Annotated in this window: 21 protein-coding genes and 1 tRNA gene; 11 read left to right on the top strand and 11 right to left on the bottom strand. The window is 74.1% G+C overall.

All coding sequences use genetic code 11. The features are described 5' to 3' along the window. Positions 1-264: 264 nt before the first annotated feature. Positions 265-1,188 (top strand): alpha/beta fold hydrolase, encoded by a 924-nt coding sequence (locus tag CP973_RS25945; RefSeq protein WP_150245918.1) that lies wholly within the window; start codon positions 265-267, stop codon positions 1,186-1,188. Positions 1,189-1,224: 36 nt separating this feature from the next. On the opposite strand, the gene CP973_RS25940 is transcribed toward CP973_RS25945, so the two are convergent. Next, entirely contained in the window at positions 1,225-2,127 is a 903-nt protein-coding gene (locus tag CP973_RS25940) for a transketolase family protein (protein ID WP_150245916.1), read from the bottom strand. Positions 2,128-2,285: 158 nt separating this feature from the next. Then, the gene (locus CP973_RS25935; protein ID WP_208853300.1) at positions 2,286-3,059 is read right to left on the bottom strand and encodes a transketolase; all 774 of its coding nucleotides are present in this window, start codon (positions 3,057-3,059) and stop codon (positions 2,286-2,288) included. A 54-nt stretch (positions 3,060-3,113) separates the two neighbouring features. On the opposite strand from CP973_RS25935, the gene soxR reads away from it, so the two are divergent. After that, complete coding sequence (gene soxR / locus CP973_RS25930) at positions 3,114-3,611, top strand: redox-sensitive transcriptional activator SoxR (protein ID WP_150245913.1); 498 nt, start codon at positions 3,114-3,116, stop codon at positions 3,609-3,611. Here the strand turns inward: soxR and CP973_RS25925 are convergent. Next, the gene (locus tag CP973_RS25925; protein WP_003986124.1) at positions 3,592-3,885 is read right to left on the bottom strand and encodes a YiaA/YiaB family inner membrane protein; all 294 of its coding nucleotides are present in this window, start codon (positions 3,883-3,885) and stop codon (positions 3,592-3,594) included. The genes soxR and CP973_RS25925 overlap by 20 nt on opposite strands. A gap of 256 nt (positions 3,886-4,141) precedes the next feature. On the opposite strand from CP973_RS25925, the gene CP973_RS25920 reads away from it, so the two are divergent. The 6 genes from CP973_RS25920 to CP973_RS25895 all read left to right on the top strand — a co-directional run bounded on the left by CP973_RS25920 (position 4,142) and on the right by CP973_RS25895 (position 9,993). After that, positions 4,142-4,218, top strand: a tRNA-Pro gene (locus tag CP973_RS25920). 399 nt (positions 4,219-4,617) lie between these two features. Next, a complete protein-coding gene (locus CP973_RS25915; protein WP_244410015.1) occupies positions 4,618-5,106 on the top strand; it encodes a hypothetical protein in 489 nt (162 codons plus the stop codon). Between the two features lie 17 nt (positions 5,107-5,123). Next, on the top strand, positions 5,124-6,437 hold the full coding sequence (locus tag CP973_RS25910) for an MAB_1171c family putative transporter (protein WP_150245907.1): 1,314 nt from the start codon (positions 5,124-5,126) through the stop codon (positions 6,435-6,437). A gap of 82 nt (positions 6,438-6,519) precedes the next feature. After that, entirely contained in the window at positions 6,520-7,743 is a 1,224-nt protein-coding gene (locus CP973_RS25905) for a cytochrome P450 family protein (protein WP_150245904.1), read from the top strand. A 303-nt stretch (positions 7,744-8,046) separates the two neighbouring features. Continuing rightward, positions 8,047-9,207 (top strand): D-alanyl-D-alanine carboxypeptidase family protein, encoded by a 1,161-nt coding sequence (locus tag CP973_RS25900; protein ID WP_150245901.1) that lies wholly within the window; start codon positions 8,047-8,049, stop codon positions 9,205-9,207. A 132-nt stretch (positions 9,208-9,339) separates the two neighbouring features. Then, a complete protein-coding gene (locus tag CP973_RS25895) occupies positions 9,340-9,993 on the top strand; it encodes a DUF309 domain-containing protein (RefSeq protein WP_150250249.1) in 654 nt (217 codons plus the stop codon). 17 nt (positions 9,994-10,010) lie between these two features. Here the strand turns inward: CP973_RS25895 and CP973_RS25890 are convergent, their stop codons facing one another. The 8 genes from CP973_RS25890 to CP973_RS25855 all read right to left on the bottom strand — a co-directional run bounded on the left by CP973_RS25890 (position 10,011) and on the right by CP973_RS25855 (position 17,196). Further along, positions 10,011-11,108, bottom strand: coding sequence for a TolB family protein (locus tag CP973_RS25890; protein ID WP_150245898.1), 1,098 nt, complete (start codon positions 11,106-11,108; stop codon positions 10,011-10,013). Continuing rightward, a complete protein-coding gene (locus tag CP973_RS25885; RefSeq protein WP_150245895.1) occupies positions 11,099-12,358 on the bottom strand; it encodes an MFS transporter in 1,260 nt (419 codons plus the stop codon). The genes CP973_RS25890 and CP973_RS25885 overlap by 10 nt, the downstream gene beginning before the upstream one ends. Before the next feature lie 21 nt (positions 12,359-12,379). After that, positions 12,380-13,360: a metallophosphoesterase family protein gene (locus tag CP973_RS25880; RefSeq protein ID WP_150245892.1), complete on the bottom strand. Its 981-nt coding sequence runs from the start codon at positions 13,358-13,360 to the stop codon at positions 12,380-12,382. 101 nt (positions 13,361-13,461) lie between these two features. Beyond that, positions 13,462-13,818, bottom strand: a complete 357-nt coding sequence (locus CP973_RS25875) for a DUF427 domain-containing protein (protein ID WP_150245889.1) — start codon at positions 13,816-13,818, stop codon at positions 13,462-13,464. 119 nt (positions 13,819-13,937) lie between these two features. After that, positions 13,938-14,411, bottom strand: coding sequence for a thioesterase family protein (locus CP973_RS25870; protein ID WP_150245886.1), 474 nt, complete (start codon positions 14,409-14,411; stop codon positions 13,938-13,940). Further along, positions 14,408-15,364 (bottom strand): 3-hydroxyacyl-CoA dehydrogenase NAD-binding domain-containing protein, encoded by a 957-nt coding sequence (locus tag CP973_RS25865; RefSeq protein ID WP_244410014.1) that lies wholly within the window; start codon positions 15,362-15,364, stop codon positions 14,408-14,410. Before CP973_RS25865 ends, CP973_RS25870 begins: the two co-directional genes overlap by 4 nt. Before the next feature lie 47 nt (positions 15,365-15,411). Next, positions 15,412-16,299, bottom strand: coding sequence for a beta-keto acid cleavage family enzyme (locus CP973_RS25860; protein ID WP_150245883.1), 888 nt, complete (start codon positions 16,297-16,299; stop codon positions 15,412-15,414). A 30-nt stretch (positions 16,300-16,329) separates the two neighbouring features. Then, the gene (locus CP973_RS25855; protein WP_150245881.1) at positions 16,330-17,196 is read right to left on the bottom strand and encodes a TetR/AcrR family transcriptional regulator; all 867 of its coding nucleotides are present in this window, start codon (positions 17,194-17,196) and stop codon (positions 16,330-16,332) included. Between the two features lie 191 nt (positions 17,197-17,387). On the opposite strand from CP973_RS25855, the gene CP973_RS25850 reads away from it, so the two are divergent. The 3 genes from CP973_RS25850 (at position 17,388) to CP973_RS25840 (ending at position 22,141) form a co-directional block, all read left to right on the top strand. After that, entirely contained in the window at positions 17,388-19,451 is a 2,064-nt protein-coding gene (locus CP973_RS25850; protein ID WP_150245878.1) for a SpoIIE family protein phosphatase, read from the top strand. Positions 19,452-19,524: 73 nt separating this feature from the next. Next, positions 19,525-20,958: a glutamine synthetase family protein gene (locus CP973_RS25845; protein ID WP_150245875.1), complete on the top strand. Its 1,434-nt coding sequence runs from the start codon at positions 19,525-19,527 to the stop codon at positions 20,956-20,958. A 19-nt stretch (positions 20,959-20,977) separates the two neighbouring features. Further along, positions 20,978-22,141, top strand: coding sequence for an amidohydrolase family protein (locus CP973_RS25840; protein WP_150245872.1), 1,164 nt, complete (start codon positions 20,978-20,980; stop codon positions 22,139-22,141). Positions 22,142-22,191: the final 50 nt, after the last annotated feature.

Raw genomic sequence — 22,191 nt, 5'->3', positions numbered from 1 at the left:
TCTGAGGTGCGTCCCAGAGGTGGCCGGGTGCCGGGGCGGGGGAGCGGCCGGAGGGGAGGCCGGGGAAGAAGCCCGGGAAGAAGCCGGAGGAAAGGCCGGGGAGAGAATGTCGCGGGGAGCCCTCGGCGGTGGTGTCCGGCGGTGGTCTACTGGTGGCGGTCTACTGACGGCGGCCTCCCGGCGGCGGTCTTCGCCGGGTGCTCGCCGCGTCCGCCACCGCAGCCTGCCTTCCGTACGCCGTCCCGGCAGTCAGGAGAACGCGTCATGCAGCCCGTACAGCAGGACTTCCACCAGGCCGCGGACGCGGTCCGCGTCGCCACGTACACCTGGCAGCCGGAGTCGGGCCGGCCCCGCGCCCTGGTGCAGATCGCCCACGGAGCGGCCGAACACGCCCGGAGGTATGGCCGGTTCGCGCGCTTCCTCGCCGGACACGGCTATGTGGTGATCGCCTCCGATCACCGGGGCCATGGCGCCACCGCCGCCTCCACCGGCGGCCTCGGCGTCGCCGGGGACGACGGGTGGCGCGCCATCGTCACCGACCTCAAGCACATCGGCGACCGGGCCGCCGCCGCCCATCCCGGCCTGCCGCTGGTCCTCCTGGGCCACAGCATGGGCTCGATGCTGGCCCGCGACTACGCCCAGGAATACGGCGCCGACCTGGCCGGACTGATCCTCACCGGCGCCTTCCGCAGCCTGCCCGGAGCCGAGATCGAGACCAGCGCCGCCGCCCTGGAGGCGGAGATCGCCGAACGCGGCCGCGCCGCCCCCTCCGATTTCGTCCCGCGCCTCTTCAGTTCCTTCAACGACCCGTACGAGCCCCGCACCGGCTTCGAATGGCTCTCCCGCGACACCGCCGAGGTGGACCGCTACGTGGCCGACGAGCACTGCGGCTTCCCCTTCGGCGCCGGGCTGGCGCTGGACTGGGTATGGGCGGTCCGCAAGGTCAACGACCCGCGCGACCTGGCGCGGATGCCGCTCGGGCTGCCCGTCCACATCGCGGTCGGCGACCGGGACCCCTGCAACCAGCGGCTGACGCACGTCGCCGAACTCCTGGAGGACTTCCGCTACGCGGGCCTGCGCGACCTGTCCTGGCGGGCCTACCCCGGGGCCCGCCACGAGATCCTCAACGAGACCAACCGCGACGAGGTGCAGCGGGACCTGCTGGCGTGGCTGGACGAGCGCGTGTAGGCGCCGGGCGGCGTACCGGTCACGGAGGACCCGGCCTCACCGGCCGAGGAAACCGGTGATCCGCTCGCGCAGCGACCGCGCGTCCAGGCCCTGACCCGCCAGGTGCTCGTCGATCTGCCCGTAACGGCGCAGCTCCCGGCGCCCGACACCCAGGCCGAGGACGCGGTGCGGCACGTGCTCCAGCGCGTCGTTCGCGTGCCGGGTCGAGGTGCCCTCGTGGTACGGCTCCACGATCACCACGTCCGCGGCCGTGGCCCCGGCCACCGCCGTACGCAGCGCCGCGTCGTCGAAGGGCCGCACGGTCGTCGCGTAGAGCACGGTCACGTCCAGGCCCTCGGTGGCGGCGAGGACGTTGTCCAGCATCGGACCGACCGCCAGAACGACACCGTTCCGTCCTTCGCGCACCGGCAGGAACCGCGCCCCGTCGACCGGCCGCGCCGCCTCGTTGCTCTGCGCGGACAGCCGTACGTAGACCTTGTCGTCACCGGCCGCGGCGGCGTGCCGCAGCAGCGTCTCCGCCTCGTCCGGGTGCCCGGGGACGTGCACGGTCCAGCCGTCCAGGCTGTCCAGCAGGGCGATGTCGCCCGGCGCCATGTGGGTGAAGCCGCCGGCCGGCCAGTCGTAGGACCCGGCGGCGCTCACCAGCACCCCGCCCACGCCCTGGTGCCCGAAGTCCAGCTTCACCTGCTCGAAGGGCCGCTCGACCAGGAAGCTGGCGAAGGTGTGCACGACGGGCCGCAGCCCGGCCAGGGCCAGCCCGCCGCCCACGCCGACGAGCAGCTGCTCCCTGATGCCGACGTTGACCACCCGCCGGGGGTGGCGCTCGGCGGCCGTGCGGAAGCCGTCCACGCCGATGTCGGCGAGCACGACCGCCAGCCGCGGGTCCTCGTCCAGCAGCTGGGTGGTGACCGAGGCGAAACGTTCACGCATGGTGTCCATGAGGTGGGTCCTTTTCAGAAGCAGGTAAGAGTATGTGGGGCGCGGGTTCGGGTGCCGGGCGGAGGGTGCGGGGCCGGGCGTGGGTACGGGTGCCGGGCGGCGGGATCAGATCCCGGGCGCGGGTTCAGGGCCGGGCGTGGCTCAGGGCCGGGCGTGGCTCAGGCCGCTTTCGCCTTCGGCTTCGGCTCGCCCGCGTACTCCTTGGCCTCCACCCGGGCGACCACCGCGTGCGGCCGGTCCGGGTGGGGCAGGGTGAAGGCCGCGTACAGCGCTTCGTGGTCGCGGCCGTCCACGGTCGTCGCGGACCAGCCCGCGGCCTCGAAGCGCGAGGCGATGCCGCCGCTCCAGCCGTGCGTCGCCGAGGAGTTGTCGATGACGAGCGTGTGCAGCCGGGACAGGCCGACGGCACCCGCGTACGCGATGGCCTCGTGGTTGCTGCCCTCGTCCAGCTCGGCGTCGCCGATCAGCACCCAGACCGCCGGGTCGGTGCGCCCCTGGGCGCGCAGGCCCAGCGCCGTGCCCACGGCCAGCGGCAGCCCGTGTCCCAGCGAACCGCTGCCGATCTCCGCGCCCGGCACCAGCAGCCGGTCCGGGTGGTGGCCGAGCGGCGAGTCGTACGAGCCGAAGCCCGGCAGCCACGCGGTGGGGAAGAAGCCCTTGGCGGCGAGCACCGCGTAGTAGGCCATCGGGCCGTGCCCCTTGGAGAGCAGGAAGCGGTCCCGGTCCGGGTCGTCGGCGGTGGCGGGGGAGACCCGCAGCACCCGGTCGTAGAGCACCCAGAGGGCGTCGAGGGTGGAGGTGGCGGCCGGGCCGTGCTTCTCGTCCCCGGTCATGTGGCTCATCAGCCGCGGGAGCGCGGCGAAGTCGTCGAGCGGCGCGGCGGTGGTGTCCTCGGCCGCGTCCCTGGTCGTGTCCGTGGTCGTGTTCGTCATGGCAGGAAGCTTGCAACTTCAAGCGCGCTTGAAGTCAAGCGGTAATCTTCGGGCATGACTTCACCCCACGACCGCCTCCCGATCGGGGAGCTTGCCGGCCGCAGCGGACTGGCCGCCTCCGCGCTGCGGTACTACGAGGAACGGGGACTGATCCACTCCGAACGCACCAGCGGCGGCCAGCGCCGCTTCACCCGCGCCACGCTGCGGCGCGTCGCCTTCATCCGGGCGGCCCAGGTGGTCGGCCTCTCCTTGGAGGAGACCAGTGCCGCCCTGGCCAAGCTTCCGCAGGACCGCGCCCCGAACGCGGCCCAGTGGAACAGCGTCGCCCGCACCTGGACCCGCCGCATCGACCAGCAGATCGCCGAACTGGAGGAACTGCGCCGCAAGTTGACCGGCTGCATCGGCTGCGGCTGCCTGAGCCTGCGCAAGTGTGCTCTCTACAACCCCGGCGACGCGGCGGCCGGGAGCGGGGCGGGCGCCCGCTATCTGCTGGGCGAGCGCCCGGACACGGTCGGCGTCGACGCGCCCGGCGTCACACCTGACCGGGCTTGAAGACGTCCTGCTCCACGAGCAGCTTGTCGATCCGCGCCTTGTCCACCCGGTTGGTGACCTCCTCGGCCTCCTGCCGGTCCCGTACGCACTTGGCCAGCGTGAACGCCGACGAGACCACGAAGATCAGCCCCAGCCCGAGGAAGCCCCGCTCCCAGGCGCCCACGGGCAGCTTGACGATGCCCACCATCAGAGCCACCAGGGAGAGCCCGAACGAGATCGCGGACTGCACGAAGAAGGCGGTGGTCGTCGGCCGCTGTATCGAAGGAGTGGTCATGCGCGTAGCGTGCCGCCGCCCGCGCGGGGACACATGAGTACGCGTACTCATCCCCGTCCGCCCGGCCCGCCACCGGCTCTGCCCGGGCCCGCCACCGGCTCTGCCCGGGCCCGCGCCCGCTCCGTCCCCGCCCACCGGCCCGCCCCGGTCCGCCCGGCCGGCGGCTCGGCCGGAACCCGGCAGTGGACACCCCCTGACATGCGGTATTGTTCTCGTGCACGGCCGCCCGGGACGAAACCCCGGACCGGACGGGCATCGGGACGTGGCGCAGCTTGGTAGCGCACTTGACTGGGGGTCAAGGGGTCGCAGGTTCAAATCCTGTCGTCCCGACCAGCGTTTTCGCAGGTCGTAGGCCGTTCTCGCAGAGATGTGAGGGCGGCCTTCGCGGCGTTCGGCTCCGGTGCCGGCGACGGCTGCCCGCCGGACGCCCGCCCCGGCCCCGGTCACCCCATCTTCGATTCCTCGGAAACAGCCCCCTGTTTCCGCTGTTTTCACTGTCCGTAAGTGGACTGGTGCGCGTTATTCCTCGCGTGACAGGATGCGGGCTGCGGTTTCGGCGGTGCCAACTGCGTGCGGGGCGCGGGCGGCCGGGATCCGGGGGAGCGAAGCCGGGGGGCGGATGCTATGGGGGGCGTGCGGGCCGGGAGCGGGGCGCGGAGCGTGCGTGGGCGGCGCCGGGGGCGTCTGTGCGCGGGCGCGCGGGCCCGGCGGGTCCGGCACCGCTGTGAGCGGGTGGTCAGGGAACCGGTGCTGCCGGACCGGACCGACCTGGCGGGTGTGTGCGACGCCGTGGCGGCGTATCCCGGGTGTCCGGTGCGGATCGTGCCGATACGGCTGAACGGCCCGGCGTCCGGGCTGACGGCCCGTACCGACGACGGGTACTGGATTTCCTGCGAACTCCGGACCAGCGCCTGGCAGCGGGCGCACATCGTGCTGCATGAAATCGGCCGTCTGCTGCTCGACCCCGCGGCGCCCGGCGTGACCGGCCGTGACGGCTCCGCGCCCCGGGCGGCGGAGGTGCCGGGCGGGCTGCCCATGGCGCGGGTGGCGCCCTCGCCGGTGTACCGAGGGCCGGAGCCGACGGGACGGGCCGCCGGACTCGCCGCCGCGTCGGCGCCCGCGCTGCGGCACCGGCGCGACGGGCGGCACGGCCCCGCGGACCGTGGGGCAGACGGCAACGGCGGGCAGGGCGGCGCCGCGTGTGGCGCCGGTACCTGGTGACTCGGACGGGGGATCGAGTGTTTGACGTGCTGTATCTGTGTTTCGGCGGAGTGGCCTGGACCGTCGTCGTCTTGAAGACGCGCGCCTGGCTCCGCGGCCGAGGCAACGCCGACCTGGGACTGACGTGCGTGATGGGCGCCGGCGCGGCGACGGTGTTCGTCTTCTCCGCCCCCGGCGTCTACCGGTGGTTCGACCGGCTGACCGGTGTGTCGAACCTGGCCATGGTCTTCCTCTACTCCTCGGTCGTGGTCTTCGCGGCCGGCGCGTTCGTCCTGCTGCTGCGCTGGAGCGGCGGTACGGGCGCGGAGGGCCGCGCGCGGGTCCGGTCGCGGTCCCGTACGGCCGTGACGGCCGTGGCCGTGGCCTGGGCGGTGGCGGTCACCTCCTTCGTCGTCGGGCGGCCGGACGACGTGGAACACCCCCGCGACCTCGGTACGGCCTACGCCGGCTCGCCGGGGGTGATGACCTTCCTGGTGCTGTATCTGGCCATCTTCGGCACCAGCCTCGCGGGCCTCGGCGCCCTCTGCCCGCGCTACGCCGGCCGGCTCGGCGCCTCCTGGCTCGCGCGGGGGCTGCGGGTGCTGGCCGCCGGCTGCTGGCTCGGTCTGGCGTACTGCGCCTGCAAGCTGGCCGGCCTCGTCCTGTCCTGGGCCGGGTACGCGGCGCCGTGGCTCTCCAACGGCGTGGCGCCGCTGAGCGCTTCGGTCGCCGCGCTCCTGGTGCTGGCCGGGCTCGCGCTCCCGGCCGCGGGCTCGCGGGCGTACGCCTGGCGCCGCATGCGCCGTCTGCACCCTCTGTGGAAGGACGTCACCGCCCAGGCCCCCGAGATGGCCGCGGGCGGCCCGTACTGGGGCGGGCGGTGGCCGTTCGCTGGCCTCCAGCGGCGCGCCGACCGGCAGATGGCGCAGATCCGGGACGTCCAGCGCGGCATCCGGCGGTACGTGGAAGCGGACACCGTCGACATCGCCCGCGAACGCGGGCGTGCCGTGGTGGCGGACGAACGGCAGCTGGCGGCCGTCGCGGAGGCCGCCGCGCTGCGCCGCGGTCTGGAGAACCGGGCGATCGGCCTCGTTCCCGTACCCGGCGCGGAGAGCGTGGTGGTAACGGCGGAGGGCGAGCGGCCGGGGGAGCGGTCCGGTACCTCCCCTGAGCGGCGCCCGACCGCCCTGCCCAGCGGCCCGCCGCCCGGCACGGCCGCAGAACTGGTTGCGGAAGCCGAACTGGCCGCGGAATACGAGCACTTGGCGCGCGTCGCGGACGTCTACTACTCGCCGCTGACCGACACCGTTCTCACCGAACTGCGCCAGCGGAGCGCCATGCAGCGGCACTGAGCCGGTGCGGGCGGCACCTTCCGCGGTCGGCCTCAAGGCCCCTGTCCACCGGACTCAAGGCCCCTGTCTAGAGTCATGGACCATGCAGAACACCGCCGAGACCGGCCCCGACGACCTCATCGACGTGACGCAACTCCTGGACGATCCGCACGCCGGTTACGCGGTCCTGCGGGAGGCCGGGCCCGTTCACCGCATCGCCGGGCCCGATGGACAGCCCGCGTGGCTGGTGACGCGGTACGAGGATGTGCGCCGGTGTCTGTCCGATCCGCGGCTTTCGCTGGACAAGCGGAACGCGCGGGGCGGCTATCGCGGGTTCGCGCTGCCGCCCGCCCTGGACGCGAACCTGCTGAACATGGATCCGCCGGACCACACCCGGGTGCGCCGCCTGGTGGCCAGGGCGTTCAGCCCCGCGCGGGTCGAGAAGCTGCGGGAGCCCGTGCGGCGGATCGCGGACGGGCTGCTGGACGCGGTCGCGGACGCCGGCCGGGCCGACCTGATCGCGAGTTACGCCGGTCCGCTGCCCATCATCGTCATCTGCGACCTCCTGGGCGTACCGGAACGGGACCGCCCGGACTTCCGGGCCTGGACGGACGCGCTGATCACGCCCGACCCGGCCCGGCCGGAGCGGGCGAAGGAGGCCGTGGGGGCGATGATGCGCTACTACACGGGGCTGATCGCGGCCAAGCGGGCCGCGCCGGGGGACGATCTGCTCTCCGACCTGATCCTGGTGCGGGACGGCGCGGCGGCGGAGGGCGGTCCGGGCGACCGGCTCGGTGAGGACGAGCTCACCTCGTTGGCGTTCCTGCTGCTTTTCGCCGGTTACGAGAACACCGTTCACCTCATTGGTAACTCTGTCCTCGCCCTGCTCGATCACCCCGAACACCTCATAGCGTTGCGTACGAATCCAGCCGAACTATCCGGGGCCGTGGAAGAGTTCGCGCGCTACGACGGACCGGCCTCGCTGGCCATCCGCCGGTTCCCCCTGGAGGACGTGGAAATCGGCGGCATACGGGTGCCCGCGGGCGAGAGTGTGCTGCTCTCCCTTGCCTCGGCCAACCGCGACCCGCACCGTTTCCCCGACCCCGGGACGTTCGATCCGGGCCGCGACGCGGCGGGTCAGCTCATGTTCGGGCACGGCATCCACCACTGCCTCGGCGCGGCCCTGGCGCGCATGCAGACCGAGACCGCGCTGACCGCTCTCATCAGCCGTTTTCCCGGTCTGCGGCTGGACGTGCCGCGGGCGGAACTGCGGCATCGCCGCACCTTGCGCGCACGTGGCCTGATCTCGCTCCCCGTCGCCTGGTAGTTGCAGGACGAACAAGTTTTTGAGGCATAACCGTTCCTGCATGCGGTAGAAAAGGTCGTGAGGCCCGCCCGGTGTGCATCCCCCGTCGCACCGGGCGGGTCCTCGTGCGTACGGGGCGCATGCGGTAGCCGCCCGTGAGTCTTTGGCCTTGAATCCTGGCTCCCGGCCCCACCCCGGCCCCGCTTCGGTTCCGCCTCCGGATCGGCCGCTGCCCCACCCCGGCCCTCTCCGGTCTTCTTCGCGCTTCGGCCGACTGGCGTAGGCCCGTCTGCGGCCGAAGTGCGGGCTTCCTAGCGTGAAGACATGGCACTTGACACGCTTTTGTCCCGGAATGCCGGTGCGCTGGCCGTCATCGCCGCCACCGGTCTGACCCTCACCTCCATACCGGCGACCGCCCACGCCGAGGAAGCGGTGGGGGCCGGGGCGCCCGCGCTGCCCGTCGGGCTGTCCGCCCGCTCCTGGGCGGTGACCGACGTCCGTACGGGCGATGTGCTGGCCGCCCGGAACGCGCACCAGCGGCTCGCGCCCGCCAGCACCCTCAAGACCCTGTTCGCGGTCACCGTCCTGCCGAAGTTCCGCGCGGGCGCCGTCCACAAGGTCACCGCGAAGGAACTGGCGGGCATCGGGCCCGGCAGCAGCCTCGTCGGCATCCAGGAGGGCCGCGGTTACCAGGTCGCCGACCTGTGGCGCGGTGTCTTCCTGCGCTCCGGCAACGACGCGGTGCGGGTGCTCGCCTCGATGAACGGCGGCTGGACGGCCACGGCGAAGGAGATGCAGGCCAAGGCGCGGCAGCTGGGCGCCCGCGACACCACGGTGCGCTCCCCGGACGGGTACGACAGTCCGGGGCAGGTGTCCTCGGCGTACGACCTGAGCGTGTTCGGCCGCGCGGGGCTGGCCAACGCCGACTTCGCCCGGTACTGCGCCACCACGACGGCCCGGTTCCCCAGCAAGGGCAGTCCCTCGTTCGAGATCCAGAACACCAACCGGATGCTGTCCGGCTCGAACGGGATGCGGCGCTACCCCGGCATCGTCGGCGTCAAGAACGGCTACACCAGCAACGCCGGCAACACCCTCGTCGCCGCGGCGCGGCGGGGCGGCCGCACCCTGCTGGTCACCGTGATGAACCCGCAGTCCGGGGCCTCCAACGCCGTGTACAACGAAGCGGGTTCGCTGCTGGACTGGGGCTTCAAGGCCGTCGGCAAGGTCCGCCCGGTCGGCTCCCTCCAGGCCGCCGCGGCCGCGCCGGGCGGCAGCCGGGTCACCGAGGGCACGCGGAGCGAGGCGGAACGCCACGCCGCCACGGCGCGGCCGGTCGCCGCCCAGGTCTCCCGGGAGGCCGGACGGCGGACGGACACCACGCTGTGGGCGGTCGCCTGCGGCTTCGCCTTCGCGCTCGCCGTCGGCGCCGTCTTCGGCTGGCGGATGTACGTACGCGGACGGCGGTCACCCGGTGACGACGCCTGACCGGCGACGGCGTCCGGCCTCACGGCCGCCGCCCGGGCGGGACCGTACGGCCACCGCCCCGGCTCCCGGCCGTACGGCCGCCGCCCCGCCCGGACACCGCACCGTCGCGCGCTGCACAATCGAAGCGTGAATGTGACGCGACGCGATGAGGGCGGGGACCCGGCCTGCTGGCTGGACCAGGTGTGCCCGGAGTGCGGCCGGATCTCGGACCGCCCGGAGGAGCCCGGCTGCGAACACCGCGGTACGGGGACGGAGGCCGAGGCCGCGACGGCCACCGGGCCCGGGGCCGGGGCCGGCCGCGACAGGGATGCCGAGGGCCGGGCCCGCAACGCCCGGCCGCGGGACGGTCTGGGCCGCCCGCTGCCGTACGGCGCCCCGGGTGTGGACCGCCAGCCCGAGGGCGTCGAGCGAAGTCCCCGTCAGGCGCTCGCCGAAGCCCAGGACCTGCTGGACCGCGGTCTGCCCTTCCACGCCCACGAAGTGCTGGAGGACGCCTGGAAGGCGGCCGCCGAGCAGGAGCGGCAGCTGTGGCGCGGCCTCGCCCAGCTCGCCGTCGGCCTCACCCACGCCGCCCGCGGCAACGCGAAGGGCGGCGCGGCGCTGCTGCTCCGGGGCGCGGGCGCCATCGCCCCGTACGCGGACACCGTTCCGTACGACATCGACGTCCCCGGCCTGACGGCCTGGGCCCAGGGCCTGGCGGACCGGCTCGGCGAGCGCGACGAGCCGGTCGCGGCGGCCGGGAACGCGCCGCGCCTGTGTACGGGGGAGGTCCGGGCCGCGGAATAGCCGGCGGCCTCACCCGGTCAGCGCACCACCGCCGGGGACGAGCCGCCGGCCACCCGCAGCGCCGGAGCGCCGCTGCCGTCCGCCGGTACGGTCCAGATGTCGCTGCCCTTGCCGCCGTTCCCCGGCAGCGCGTAGGCCAGCGTGCGGTCGTCCAGCCAGGCCGCCTGGTCGTCCACGCTGCGCTGCTCCGCGACCGGGTGTTCCCGCATCGTGCGCAGGTCGAGCACGTACAGCCGCCAGGGGTCGCGTGCCCCCTCCCGCACCCGCTTCTTGAAGGCGAGGCGGGTGTTGTCGGGGGAGAGGGACGGGCACTCCAGGTTCTCGCGCAGGGTGCGGGCCGCCCAGCGGCGCAGGTCGCCCTCGACCAGGTAGGTGCGGCCCTTGGTGGAGACCGTGGCGTAGAAGCGGTTGTCGTCGCGGGCGAAGGTGACGCCCCAGTAGTTGACGTCGGGGGAGTGGTAGCGGCGGCCGTCGAGGGTGAGCGGGATGTCCTCCATGTTCTTGATCAGGTAGCCGGTGCGGGTGTCGAGGATGGACGTGCGGGTGGAGAAGGACGTGGTGGCGTAGGAGTCGCCGGTGGCGAACATCGTCCAGGACAGCATCCGGCCGGAGGCGGAGACCCGTGCCCGGTTGGGGATGCCGGTGAGGGCGATCCGGCGCTTCTCGCGCAGCCGCCCGTCCAGGACGACGGCGTACGCGGCCGGCGGGATGCCGGGGCGGCGCCGGAGGCACAGGGCGGTGCCGCCGGCCGCGTAGAAGCGCTCGCAGGCGGGGCCGCCGGTGGTGCGGCGGTCCGGCGCCGGGTCCGCTTCCGCGTTCATCGCGGCGGCGCCGTCGGCGGACGGGGCGGCGGCCACGCGCGCCACCCGCCCCGCCCCGTCCCCCTCCCGCGTACTGCGGAAGTACAGCTGCCCCCGGTCCAGGCCGAACGCCGACGGCGGATCGGCGGGTTCGGCGCGCCGGGCCGCCGAGACCGTGTAGACCACGGCGACCGTGGCGAGTACGGCGGTGGCCACCGCGATGGCGAGGACGCGGGCGCGCAGGGACGGCCCGCCCGGTCCTCTCCCGCGGGCCGTGCCCTCCGCCGGGGCGCCCGCCCTGTCCGTCACGACCACGACGACCGCCTTTCCGTAGTACGAGGAAGCAGCGCGGCGGCGCCCGCCAGGGCCGCCGCGAGGACGATGACGGCGGCGACCAGCGCGGGCCCGCTGCCCCACAGTGTCCAGGCGGCGCCGAACCCCGCGGCGGCGAGCAGCCGGCTCAGCGCCTGGCCCGTCTGGAGCAGCGCCATGCCGCTCGCCCGGCGCGCCGCCGGGAGGGCGGGACCGGCCAGGGCCATCAGCACGCCGTCGGTGGCCGCGTAGAAGACACCGACCAGCCCCAGCACGCCGGCCAGCAGGACGATGCCGTCGCCGACGGTCAGCAGCAGGACGTAGGCGGCGAGCAGGGCCGCGTGGCCGAGGAGGAAGGGGACCCGGCGCCCGATGCGGTCGCCGAGCCGTCCGGCGGGCACGGCGAGCAGCAGGTAGACCGCTGCCGTGCCGAGCGGCAGCAGCGGGAACCAGCGCACCGCGAAGTCCAGCTGGCGCTGGAGCAGCAGGTAGACGAACGAGTCGCCGATGGTGGCCGCGCCCAGCAGGGCGGCGGCCAGCATGATCCGCCGGAAGGCGGCGTCCCGCAGCGGCTCGGTGATCCTGGCGCGCAGCGGGACCCGCGGCCCGGCGGGTACGGCCGCCGGGCCCAGGGCGCCGCGCCCCGGTACGAACGCGACCAGCAGCAGCACGCCCAGCAGCCCGACGCAGAAGCTGACGACGAACACCGCGTCATAGGCGTCCGCGGTCGCCCACAGCAGCGCGAACGCGGCCAGCGGCCCGAGCAGCGCCCCCGCGGTGTCCATCGCGCGGTGCACGCCGAACGCCCGGCCCAGCTCGTCGGGCGGGCTGCTGAGTGAGATCAGCGCGTCGCGCGGGGCGGTCCGTACGCCCTTGCCGATGCGGTCGGCGGCCAGCGCCGCGCCGATCCCGGCCGTGCCGCCGCCCGCGAGCAGCAGGCCGAGCCGGGACAGCGCGGACAGCGCGTACCCGGTGCCGGCCACGAGCTTGTGCCGCCCGCCGCGGTCGGCGGCGTGCCCGCCCAGCAGCCGTACGAGCGCGGTGACACCGTTGTAGAGCCCGTCAAGGAACCCGAACTGGAGCGGGGACAGGCCCAGTTGGAGGACGAAGTAGAGCGGCAGCACCGCGGTGACCATCTCGGAGGAGATGTCGGTGACCAGGCTGACCGTGCCGAGCGCGAGCACCGGTCCGGCGACGCGGCCGCGCGTCAGCTGCGAGGTGGCGGCGGCCGCGCCGGTGGTGGCGAGATACATGGCGGGTGGGTTCCGGCCCGGTCAGTGGCACCGGTAGGACGGGCTGCTGTCCTTGGTCTTCCCGTCGGTGCCGACCAGGTCCCAGGAGAAGCCGTCGTCGGTGAAGTTCAGCTTGACCACGCCGAAGGTCTTCGTCAGCCGCTTCTCGCTGTTCGGCTGGACCTCCTCGATCTTGTACGGGTTGGCGCCGCCCATCCCGGCGAGCAGCTCGACCAGCCCGTCCGGGTCGGCCTTGCCGTCCGGGTCCTGCGGCGCGAAGCGCTCGTAGTGGTGGTCGTGCCCGTTGAGGACCAGCTCCGCCTTGGCGTCGTACAGCAGCTTCCACACCGAGCGGCTGACCGGCTGGTTGCCGTGCTCGCCGGAGGAGAACAGCGGGTGGTGCCAGTAGGCGGCCACGCACTTCTTGGAGTTGCCGGCGAGGTCGTCCTTGAGCCACTTGGTCTGCGCGGAGTCCAGGCTGTTGGAGTCCAGCGCGACGAAGTGCCAGTTGCCGTGGTCGAAGCTGTAGTAGCTCTTGCCCTTCGGGTAGGCGACGGAGCCGAAGTAGGACTTGTAGCCGGACAGCTTGCCGGCCGGGTCGTACGTCTCGTGGTTGCCGGCCACCGGGTGGGTCTTGGCCTTGAAGGCGCCCCAGGACGTGTCGTAGTACTTCTGGAAGTCCTTCAGCCGGGCGTCGTCGTACTGGTTGTCGCCCATGGTCAGCACGAAGGCCGGGTCGATCTTCTTGACCTGGGCCGCCGTCTTCGGGTGCACACAGCTGCTGCTGCTCGCGGTGCACCGCTCGGCGATGTCCCCGGCGGCCACCACCGTGAAGCCGCCGGCCCGCGCCGCCGGCCGGTCCGGCGCGGCGTCCGCGCGGCCGGCCGGCGACCACAGCAGCGCGCCGCCGACGAGCGCGAGGACCGCGCCCGCGGCGGTGGGTATGCCGGTGCGGGGGTTGGTCAGGAAGGGCCGGGCCGGGCGGGTGCTGCGGGACTTCGCGGCGCGGGGGGTGGGCGTCATGTCCGTCTCCTCGGTCGGCGGGGGGGTGCCGTTCGGAGGAATCTTGACGACGGCGCATGTACGCGTCAATGCATCCGGCAGAGAATAGTTAGGAAACTTTCCTACTCACTTCCGTCCGTGCCCCCGCCCGCCAACTCCGCCTCGTAGAAGCAGAAATGATCCTTGATCCGCGCGACCGCGGACTTCGGCGCAGGGTAGGCCCACGCGATGTCCTCCGGGCCACCGGAAAGTGACCAGTAGGAGGCGTCTCCCTTGAACGGGCAGTGCGTACGGGTCCCGGACGGCGTCAGCAGCTCCGTCCGGACGTCCTCCGGCGGCAGGTAGTAGCGCACCGGATAGCCGGTCTCGTGGAGCAGCAGCGGGCGGCGGCTGTCGGCGACGACCTGGCCGTCGTGGACGACGCGGACGTGGTCGGTGCCCTGTTCGACGGTGATGCGGTGGCCTGGTACGGACGGCATGACGGGTTCCTCTCCGGACGGGAGTGCGGTACCTCAGGGTCGCACCACGGGACGGCCGGACGGCCGACCCCGGCGACGGCGCGCCCCCGGCGACCCGGGGACACGCCGTGCAACGCCGCCTACACCTCCCGGATTCCCCGTCCCGCCCACTCGGGCGCCGGCCCGGCCAGCGCCGCCAGCCGCTCCCGCGCGGCGCCGGGCAGCGGCGCGGCCCGGCCCTCGCCCCGGTGGACGTGCAGGGCGAAGATCTCCTCGGTGGCCACCGGGTCGCCGGACGCGTCGCCCACGTACATCTCGTGCGCGAACCGCACCTTCTTCGTGCCCACGCCCAGCACCGTCGTCCGCACGGCGACTTCGGCGCCGCGCGGCACCTCCGCCAGATAGCGCACATGCGCCTCGACCGTGTAGAGGGAGTGGCCGGTGCGGTCCCGGTAGGCCGCGTCGAGTCCGGCCGCGTCCATGAGGGCGTCCGTGGCGAAGCCGAAGACCAGGACGTAGTACGCCTCGGAGAGGTGGCCGTTGTAGTCGATCCAGTCGTCCCGGACCGTCTGCCGGAACAGCGGCGGGCGGCCCGCCGTCGGGTGCGCCGTCACCGGGCGGGCCCGTCCAGACGGCCGGTCGCGCGCAGCACGTCGATGACGCCCTGGTCGCGCTCGGCGACCAGCTGCGCGTACGTACGGCCGCCCGCGGCCCGCTCGCAGCCGTCGACCACCGCGTCCCGCAGTGCCCGGTCCAGCTCCGGCGCTTCCAGCCGGGTCCAGGGGGACTTCAGCGACGGGCCGAAGTGGTCGAGCATGTGGGCCATCCCGCCCTCGCCGCCGGCCAGCGCGAACGTCAGCATCGGGCCCATGAACGCCCAGCGCAGCCCCGGCCCCTCGGTGATCGAGGCGTCGATGTCCTCGACCGTGGCCTCGCCGTTGGCGACCATGTGCAGCGCCTCGCGCCACAGGGCCTCCTGGAGCCGGTTGGCGATGAAGCCGGGCAGCTCGCGGTCCATGGTGATCACGGACTTGCCCGCCGCGCCGTAGAACTCGGCCGCCCACTCGACCGCCGCGCGGTCGGTCCGCTCGCCGCCGACGACCTCGACCAGCGGGATCAGATACGGCGGGTTGAACGGGTGCCCGACCACCAGGCGGCCCGGCGTGGCGGCCGTGGTCTGCATCTCGGTCATCGGATAGCCGGAGGTGGACGAGGCGATGACCACGCCGGGCGGGGTGGCCGCGTCCAGTTGGGCGAGCAGGTCGCGCTTGAGCTCCAGCTGCTCGGGGGCGCTCTCCTGGACGAACTCGGCGCCGGCGACGGCCTCGGCGAGGGTCGGCGCCATGGTCAGACGGTCGGCGGAGGCGCCCTCGGCCGGGCCGAGCTGCTCCAGGGCGGGCCAGGCGGCCGTGACCAGGCGGCGCAGCTTGTCCTCGGCGTCCGGCGCCGGGTCCCAGGCGGTCACGTCGTAACCGCGCGCGAGGAAGTGGGCGACCCAGCCGCCGCCTATGACGCCGGCGCCGATGCACGCCACGCGGCGTACGGAGGAGGGAGGGGTGGGGGACACGGGAACTCCTGGGGGTGGGGAAGCGGGTACGGCGGTACGGTCCGGCGTCAGCCGCGCGGCCTCAGGCCGAGGCGCGCGCGGGCCTGGTCCGGGGTGGCGACGCTCGCGCCCAGCAACTCCGTGATTTGCACGGCGCGTTCGACCAGCTGCCCGTTGGTGGCCTGGACGCCCTTGCTCAGATACAGGTTGTCCTCCAGGCCCACCCGTACGTTGCCGCCGAGCAGGATGGACTGCGCGACCCACGGCATCTGCATCCGGCCGAGCGCGAAGCTGGCCCACTGCGCGCCCTCCGGGAGCATCGCGACCATCGACTGGAGCACGCCCGGGTCGGCCGGCGCGCCCCACGGGATGCCCATGCACAGCTGGAAGACGGCCGGGTCGTCGAGCAGCCCCTCGGCGAGCAGCTGCTTGGCGAACCACAGCTGCCCGGTGTCGAAGATCTCCAGCTCCGGCCGGACGCCCAGCTCCTGGATGCGCCGGGCGCCCGCGCGCAGCATGTCCGGGGTGGACACGTACAGGCTGGAGCCGTCGCCGAAGTTCAGGGAGCCGCAGTCCAGGGTGCAGATGTCGGGCAGCAGTTCCTCGACGTGCGGCAGCCGCTCCAGGCCGCCGACCAGGTCCGTGCCGGGCAGGTGCCGCAGCGGCTCGTCCGGGTCGACGACGAGGTCGCCGCCCATCCCGGCGGTCAGGTTGACGACGACGTCGGTGCCGGTCTCCTTGATCCGCCCGACCACCTCGGCGTACAGACGGGGGTCGCGGGACGGGGCGCCGGTCTCCGGGTCGCGTACGTGGATGTGCACGACGGCGGCCCCGGCCGAGGCCGCCTCGACGGCGGATCGCGCTATCTGCTCGGGGGTGACGGGCACGTGCGGGGAGCGGCGCACGGTGTCGCCGGCGCCGGTCAGCGCGCAGGTGATGATGACCTCGTTGTTCACGGCGGATTCCTTGGGGTGAGTGAGGGGCGACTACGGGTCCACGGGCGTCAGTTCGCCCTCGACGAAGGCGAGCAGTGCCGCGTGCATGCTGTCGGGGGTGGTGCTGTCCGGCGCGGTGGCGAGCACCTGGGTGGCCAGGCCGTCGATGAGCGCGGTCAGCCGCAGCGCGGTGGACTCGGGGTCCACGGGACGGAAGACGCCCTGCTCGACGCCCCGGCGCAGCACATCGGCGACGGTGGTCCGCCACTGCCGGTAGTAGTGCTCGTGCAGTCGTCCGACGGCGGTGGAGCGGGCGGCCTGCGCCCACAGGTCGAGCCAGACCAGCCACTGGCGCCGCTGCTGTGCGGTGCGCGGCGTCTGGAGCGCGATCAGGTGCAGCAGTTCGGCGCGCGCGTCGGGCGCTTCGGCCAGACCCGCCGCACGCCGCGCGGTGTCCTCGTCCATGCACCAGCGCACGGCCGCTTCCAGCAGTTCGTCGCGGCCGGGGAAGTGGTAGTGCACGGCGGCCGTGCTGGTGCCGCAGGCGGCGGCGATGTCGGCGACCCGTACGGCGTGGAAGCCGTGCTCGGCGATCAGCCGGACGGTCTCCCGGACGATCTGCAGCGGGCGGCCGCCCTCGGGCACCGCGGCCGGCTCCCGGCCGCGCGCCGGTGCCGGGGACCCGGCGGGCGAGCCGAGCAGCCACGCCACGTCCACGCCGCCGATGTCCGCGACGCGCACGATCTCGGCGAGGGTGAAGCGCCGGGTGCCGCCCAGCGACCGGGACAGCTTGGAGGGGTCCATCACGATCCGCCGGGCGAACTCGCGGCGGCTGCACCCGAGGCGCTCGACCACCTGCTTCACGCGGTCGGCCACGTCGCCGTCGTCGGCGATCCGGGTGCCGGGGTCTTCGGTCATGGTCCGGGACCGTAACAGTGCGTTGAGGAAATCTCAACGAGGTGGAGGAGGGGCGGCGCGAGACCGCGATTTTCAACGGTTTATGCGTCATGTTGCGTACTGACTGATGCGCAAGTCAGGGCGAGCCCGACCGGCCGGGCCGCGGCTGCCCCACCGCCCGTAAAGCGGAGGAATGTGGCAAAGTGGCGGACATGGCTGACCGGGGTGCGAAGCCGTCGGCCGTGTCGGTGCCGGACGACTGGCCGGCCCACCCGGACCTGACCCTGGCCCTGAACGGCATGGGCGGCTTCGACTGGGACCTCGACAGCGGCCGTATGCACATGGACGGCTCCGCTCTTGAGGTCTTCGACCTGCGGCCGGAGGAGTACGACTCCGATCCGGCCACCCTGGCCTGCCGTCTGCCGCCGGACGAGGCGGCCCGCCTGGACGCCGTCGTCACCCGGTCCCTGAAGGACGGCAGCGACTCCTACGGCGCCTACTTCCGCGTCCGGCTGCGGGACGGCGCGGTGCGCTGGACCCACACCCAGGCCAGCATCCGCCGGGACGAGGACGGCCGGGCGCGCCGCGTCATCGGCGTCGTCCGGGACGCCAGCCAGGAGTACGCCCAGGCCGCGGAACGCGCCCAGGCGCACGCGCGCAGACTGCGCAACACCGGCCTGGTGGAGCGCACCACGGCCGCGCTGGCCCACGCCCGCACCGTCCGGGACGTCATCGACGTGCTCGGCGACGACCAGGCGCTGACCCGGCTGGGCGCGCGGAACGTCATCGTCGGCCTGGTCGAGGCGGGCCGCATCCGGGTGGTCCACGAGGGGCAGGCGGGCAGCTTCGTACCGCAGCAGGAGGTGCTGCGGGTCGAGGACGAGTACCCGATGAGCGAGGTGGTGCGCACCCTCACGCCCTGCTTCATCCGCTCCCGCGCCGAGTTCGCCGAGCGCTACCCCGCGCTCTGGCCGCACCTCGAACGGATGGACTTCGGCTCCGCCGCGTATCTGCCGCTCATCGCGCAGGCCCGGCCGATCGGCGTGGTGGGGCTGTTCTACCGCTCGGAGAACCCGTTCGGCGTACAGGAGCGCAATCTCCTGCTCGCGCTCGGCTCCAGCGTCGCGCAGAGCCTGGCCCGCGCCATGCTCTACGACCAGGAGCACGACCTCGCCGAGGGCCTCCAGCAGGCCATGCTGCCGCGCCGCATCCCCGGCATCCCCGGCGCCCAGATCGCCGTCCGCTACCGCGCCGCCCGCATCGGCCGGGACATCGGCGGCGACTGGTACGACGTGATCCCGCTGCCCGAGGGCCGGGTCGCCGCCGTGATCGGGGACGTCCAGGGGCACGACACCCACGCCGCGACCGTCATGGGCCAGCTGCGCATCGTGCTGCGCGCCTACGCCGCCGAGGGCCACGCCCCCGCCACCGTCATGGCCCGCGCCTCCGCCTTCCTCGGCGAACTGGACACCGACCGCTTCGCCACCTGCACCTACGCGGAGGCCGACCTGACCGCCGGCACGGTGCGGCTGGTGCGCGCCGGACACGTGGACCCGCTGCTGCGGCACGCCGAGGGCCACTGCCGCCGCCTGGAGGTGACCGGCGGCCTCCCGCTCGGCATCGCGACCGGCTTCCGGGACCTGGACTACCCCGTCACCACCGTCCACCTGGCCGTCGGCGAGACCCTCGTCCTGTACACCGACGGGCTGGTGGAACAGCCCGGTGCCGACATCGAGGAGGGCGTGCGGCACCTGGCCAGAGTGGTCCGCGACGGCCCGCAGGACGTACAGCGGCTGGCCGACCGGCTGTGCGACCTGGCGGCCGAGCGGCCCGGCGACGACGACATGGCGATGCTGATCCTGCGGCGCGGCGGCGAGCCCGTCGCACCGGCGGCCGGCCGGCTCCAGCAGCACGTCGCACCCGACGACCCCCAGGGGCTGTCCGCCGCCCGCCACATGATCCGCTCCGCGGTACGGGCCTGGGGCGCCCGGGAGCGCGCCGAGGAGGTCGAGCTGGCCGCCGACGAACTGATCACCAACGCGCTCCTGCACACCGACGGCGCGGCGCTGGTGACCGTACGGATGCCGCACGGCACCGACCGGCGACTGCGGCTGGAGGTGGCCGACCGCTCCAGCGCGCTGCCCCGGCGCCGCGACGCCGACGAGGCCGCGATGTCCGGCCGCGGGCTGCTCCTGGTGGACCGGCTGGCGGATGTATGGGGTGTGGAGCCGCGCGGCACCGGAAAGTGCGTATGGTGCGAGTTCGACTGTCCGTGACCGGCCGATCGGACCGTACGGGAAACGGGGAGCCGTCCGGCCCGACCGGCCGCCGAGCGAGGGGACACGCGCCATGGGACCGGTGCCGGCGCAACAGTGGGGCGACGCCCGCCAGACGGCGGCGCGCCTGGACGCGGAACACGTCCGTGCCATCGCCCTGACCTGGGTGGACAACGCGGGCATCACCCGTACGAAAACCGTGCCGACCGCCCGGCTGGCACCCGCCGTCCAGCGCGGTGTCGGCATGTCACCGGTCTTCGACGTCTTCACCTCCGACGACGCCATCACCACCTCCGCCCACCTCGGCGGCCCCGACGGCGATCTGCGGCTCTTCCCCGACCTGGAGCGGCTCACCGTCCTCGCCGCACAGCCCGGCTGGGCCTGGGCACCGGTCGACCGCTACGACCAGCTCGGCACGCCCCACCCCGGCTGCCAGCGGCAGTTCGCCCGCCGCATGGTGGAACGCGCCGCCGACGCGGGCCTGACCCTGCGGATGGGGTTCGAGACCGAATGGGTCGTCAGCCGGGCGCCGGTGCACGACCGGTGGCCGGCCGGGGCGGCGGACGGCGGGCGCCTCGACGGGGCCGTGGGCACCGGCGAACCCCTGGAGTACCCGTGCGCCGGCCCCGCCTACGGCATGACGCGCGTCGTCGAACTCTCCGACTACCTCCGCGATGTGGCCGAGGCGCTGGCCCTCCAGGGCGTGGAGGTGTTCCAGCTCCACCCCGAGTACGCGCCGGGCCAGTTCGAGGTGTCCACCGCACCGGCCGACCCGCTGCGCGCCGCCGACGACCTGGTGCTCGTCCGCGAGACCGTACGGGCCGTCTCGCTGCGGCACGGCCTGCGCGCCAGTTTCGCGCCCTCGGTCGTCGCCGGTCAGGTCGGCAACGGCTGCCACCTCCACCTCAGCCTGCGCCGCGGTGAACGCAGCCTGCACCGGGACCCGGACGCCCGGTGGAGCCTGGACCCGGACGCCGTACGCTTCCTCGGCGGCATCCTGGAGGCACTGCCCGCCCTGCTCGCCGTCGGCTGCCCCTCGCCCGCCAGTTACCTGCGGCTGGCTCCCTCCATGTGGGTGGGCGCCTACCAGTGCTGGGGCGTGGAGAACCGGGAGGCCGCGCTGCGGCTGGTCATCGGCGCGCCCGGCGACCCGGACGGCGGGCACGCCGAGGTCAAGCCGTTCGACGCCGCCGCCAACCCGTACCTCGCCGTCGGCACGGTGATCGCCGCCGGGCTGCACGGCCTGTCCGCGGGCGCCGAACTGCCGCCGCCGGTCAGCGGCGACCCGGGCGCCCTGGGCGTCCGCGAACGCGCCCGGCGCGGCATCGTCCGCCTGCCCGCCTCGCTCACCGAGTCCACCGACCTGCTGGCCCGCTCCGGCACGCTGGCCGAGGCCATGGGCGAGGTGCTGCACGGCGCGGTGATCGCGGTCCGCCGCGCCGAGGCGGCGCACTTCGCCGACATCGGGCCCGAGGAGATCGCCGCCGCGACCCGCTGGAGGTACTGATGACCACCTGGAGGCACCGATGACCACGGCCGGACCGGGCGGCACCGGCGCTTTCGACCTGCCGCCGCTCGTCGACCAGCACTGCCACGGCGTGCTGCGCGGCGCCCTGTCGGCCGCCGACTTCGAGTCGTACCTCACCGAGTCCGACCGGCCCGCGGCCGCGGGCACCACCTTCTTCGACACCCAGACGGGCTTCGCCGTACGCCGCTGGTGCCCGCCGCTGCTCGGCCTCGCACCGCACTGCACACCCGGCGAGTACCTCGCCCGGCGGCGCGAACTGGGCGCGGCCGAGACACGGCGCCTGCTGCTGGGCGGCACCGGCATCGGCACGTACCTGGTCGACACTGGCCTGCCCGGCGACCTCACCGGAGCCCACGAGACGGCCGAGGCGGGCGGCGGCACCGGGCACGAGATCGTCCGCCTGGAGACGCTCGCGGAACGGGTCGCGGCGGGCGTACGGGCGGCGGGGGAGGAGGCCGCGGACGCGTCCGCGGAGGTGTTCACGGCCGGGCTCGCCGACGCCGTACGGGACGCGGCGCGCACCGCCGTCGGCTTCAAGTCCGTCGCCGCCTACCGCCACGGGCTGGCCCTGGCCCCCGAACCGCCCACCGCCGCCGACGTGGCGACCGCCGCCCGCACCTGGCTCGCGACGGGCACCCACCGCCTCACCGACCCGGTCCTCCTGCGCCACCTGCTGTGGCTCGCCATCGCCACCGGCCGCCCCCTCCAGCTGCACACCGGCTTCGGCGACCCCGACCTGCGCCTGCACCACAGCGACCCGGCCCTGCTCACCGACTTCGCCCACGCCACCGCGGGCACCGGCACGGACCTGGTCCTGCTGCACTGCTACCCGTACCACCGCCAGGCCGGCTACCTGGCCCACGCCTTCCCGCACGTGTACGCCGACGTCGGCCTGTCCCTCGGCCACACCGGCCCGGGTGCGACCGCCGTCCTGGCCGCCTTCCTCGAACTGACCCCCTTCGGCAAACTCCTCTTCTCCACCGACGCCTACGGCCTCCCGGAGCTGTACACGGTCGGCAGCGCCGCCTTCCGCACGGCACTGGAGGAGGTGCTCGGCGGCTGGGTGCGCTCCGGCGCCTGGTCGGCGGCGGACGCGACACGGGTCGCGGGGCTGGTGGGGGCGGGCAACGCGCGGCGGGTCTACGGGCTTTCGGGAGGGTGAGGCGGGGCCCGGCGGCCGTCCGGGGCGGTGTGGAACACCTCACGCAGGTA

The sequence above is a fragment of the Streptomyces albofaciens JCM 4342 genome (genome assembly GCF_008634025.1).
Classification (GTDB): Bacteria; Actinomycetota; Actinomycetes; order Streptomycetales; family Streptomycetaceae; genus Streptomyces; species Streptomyces albofaciens.
This window is presented reverse-complemented; position numbering and strand designations above follow the sequence as displayed.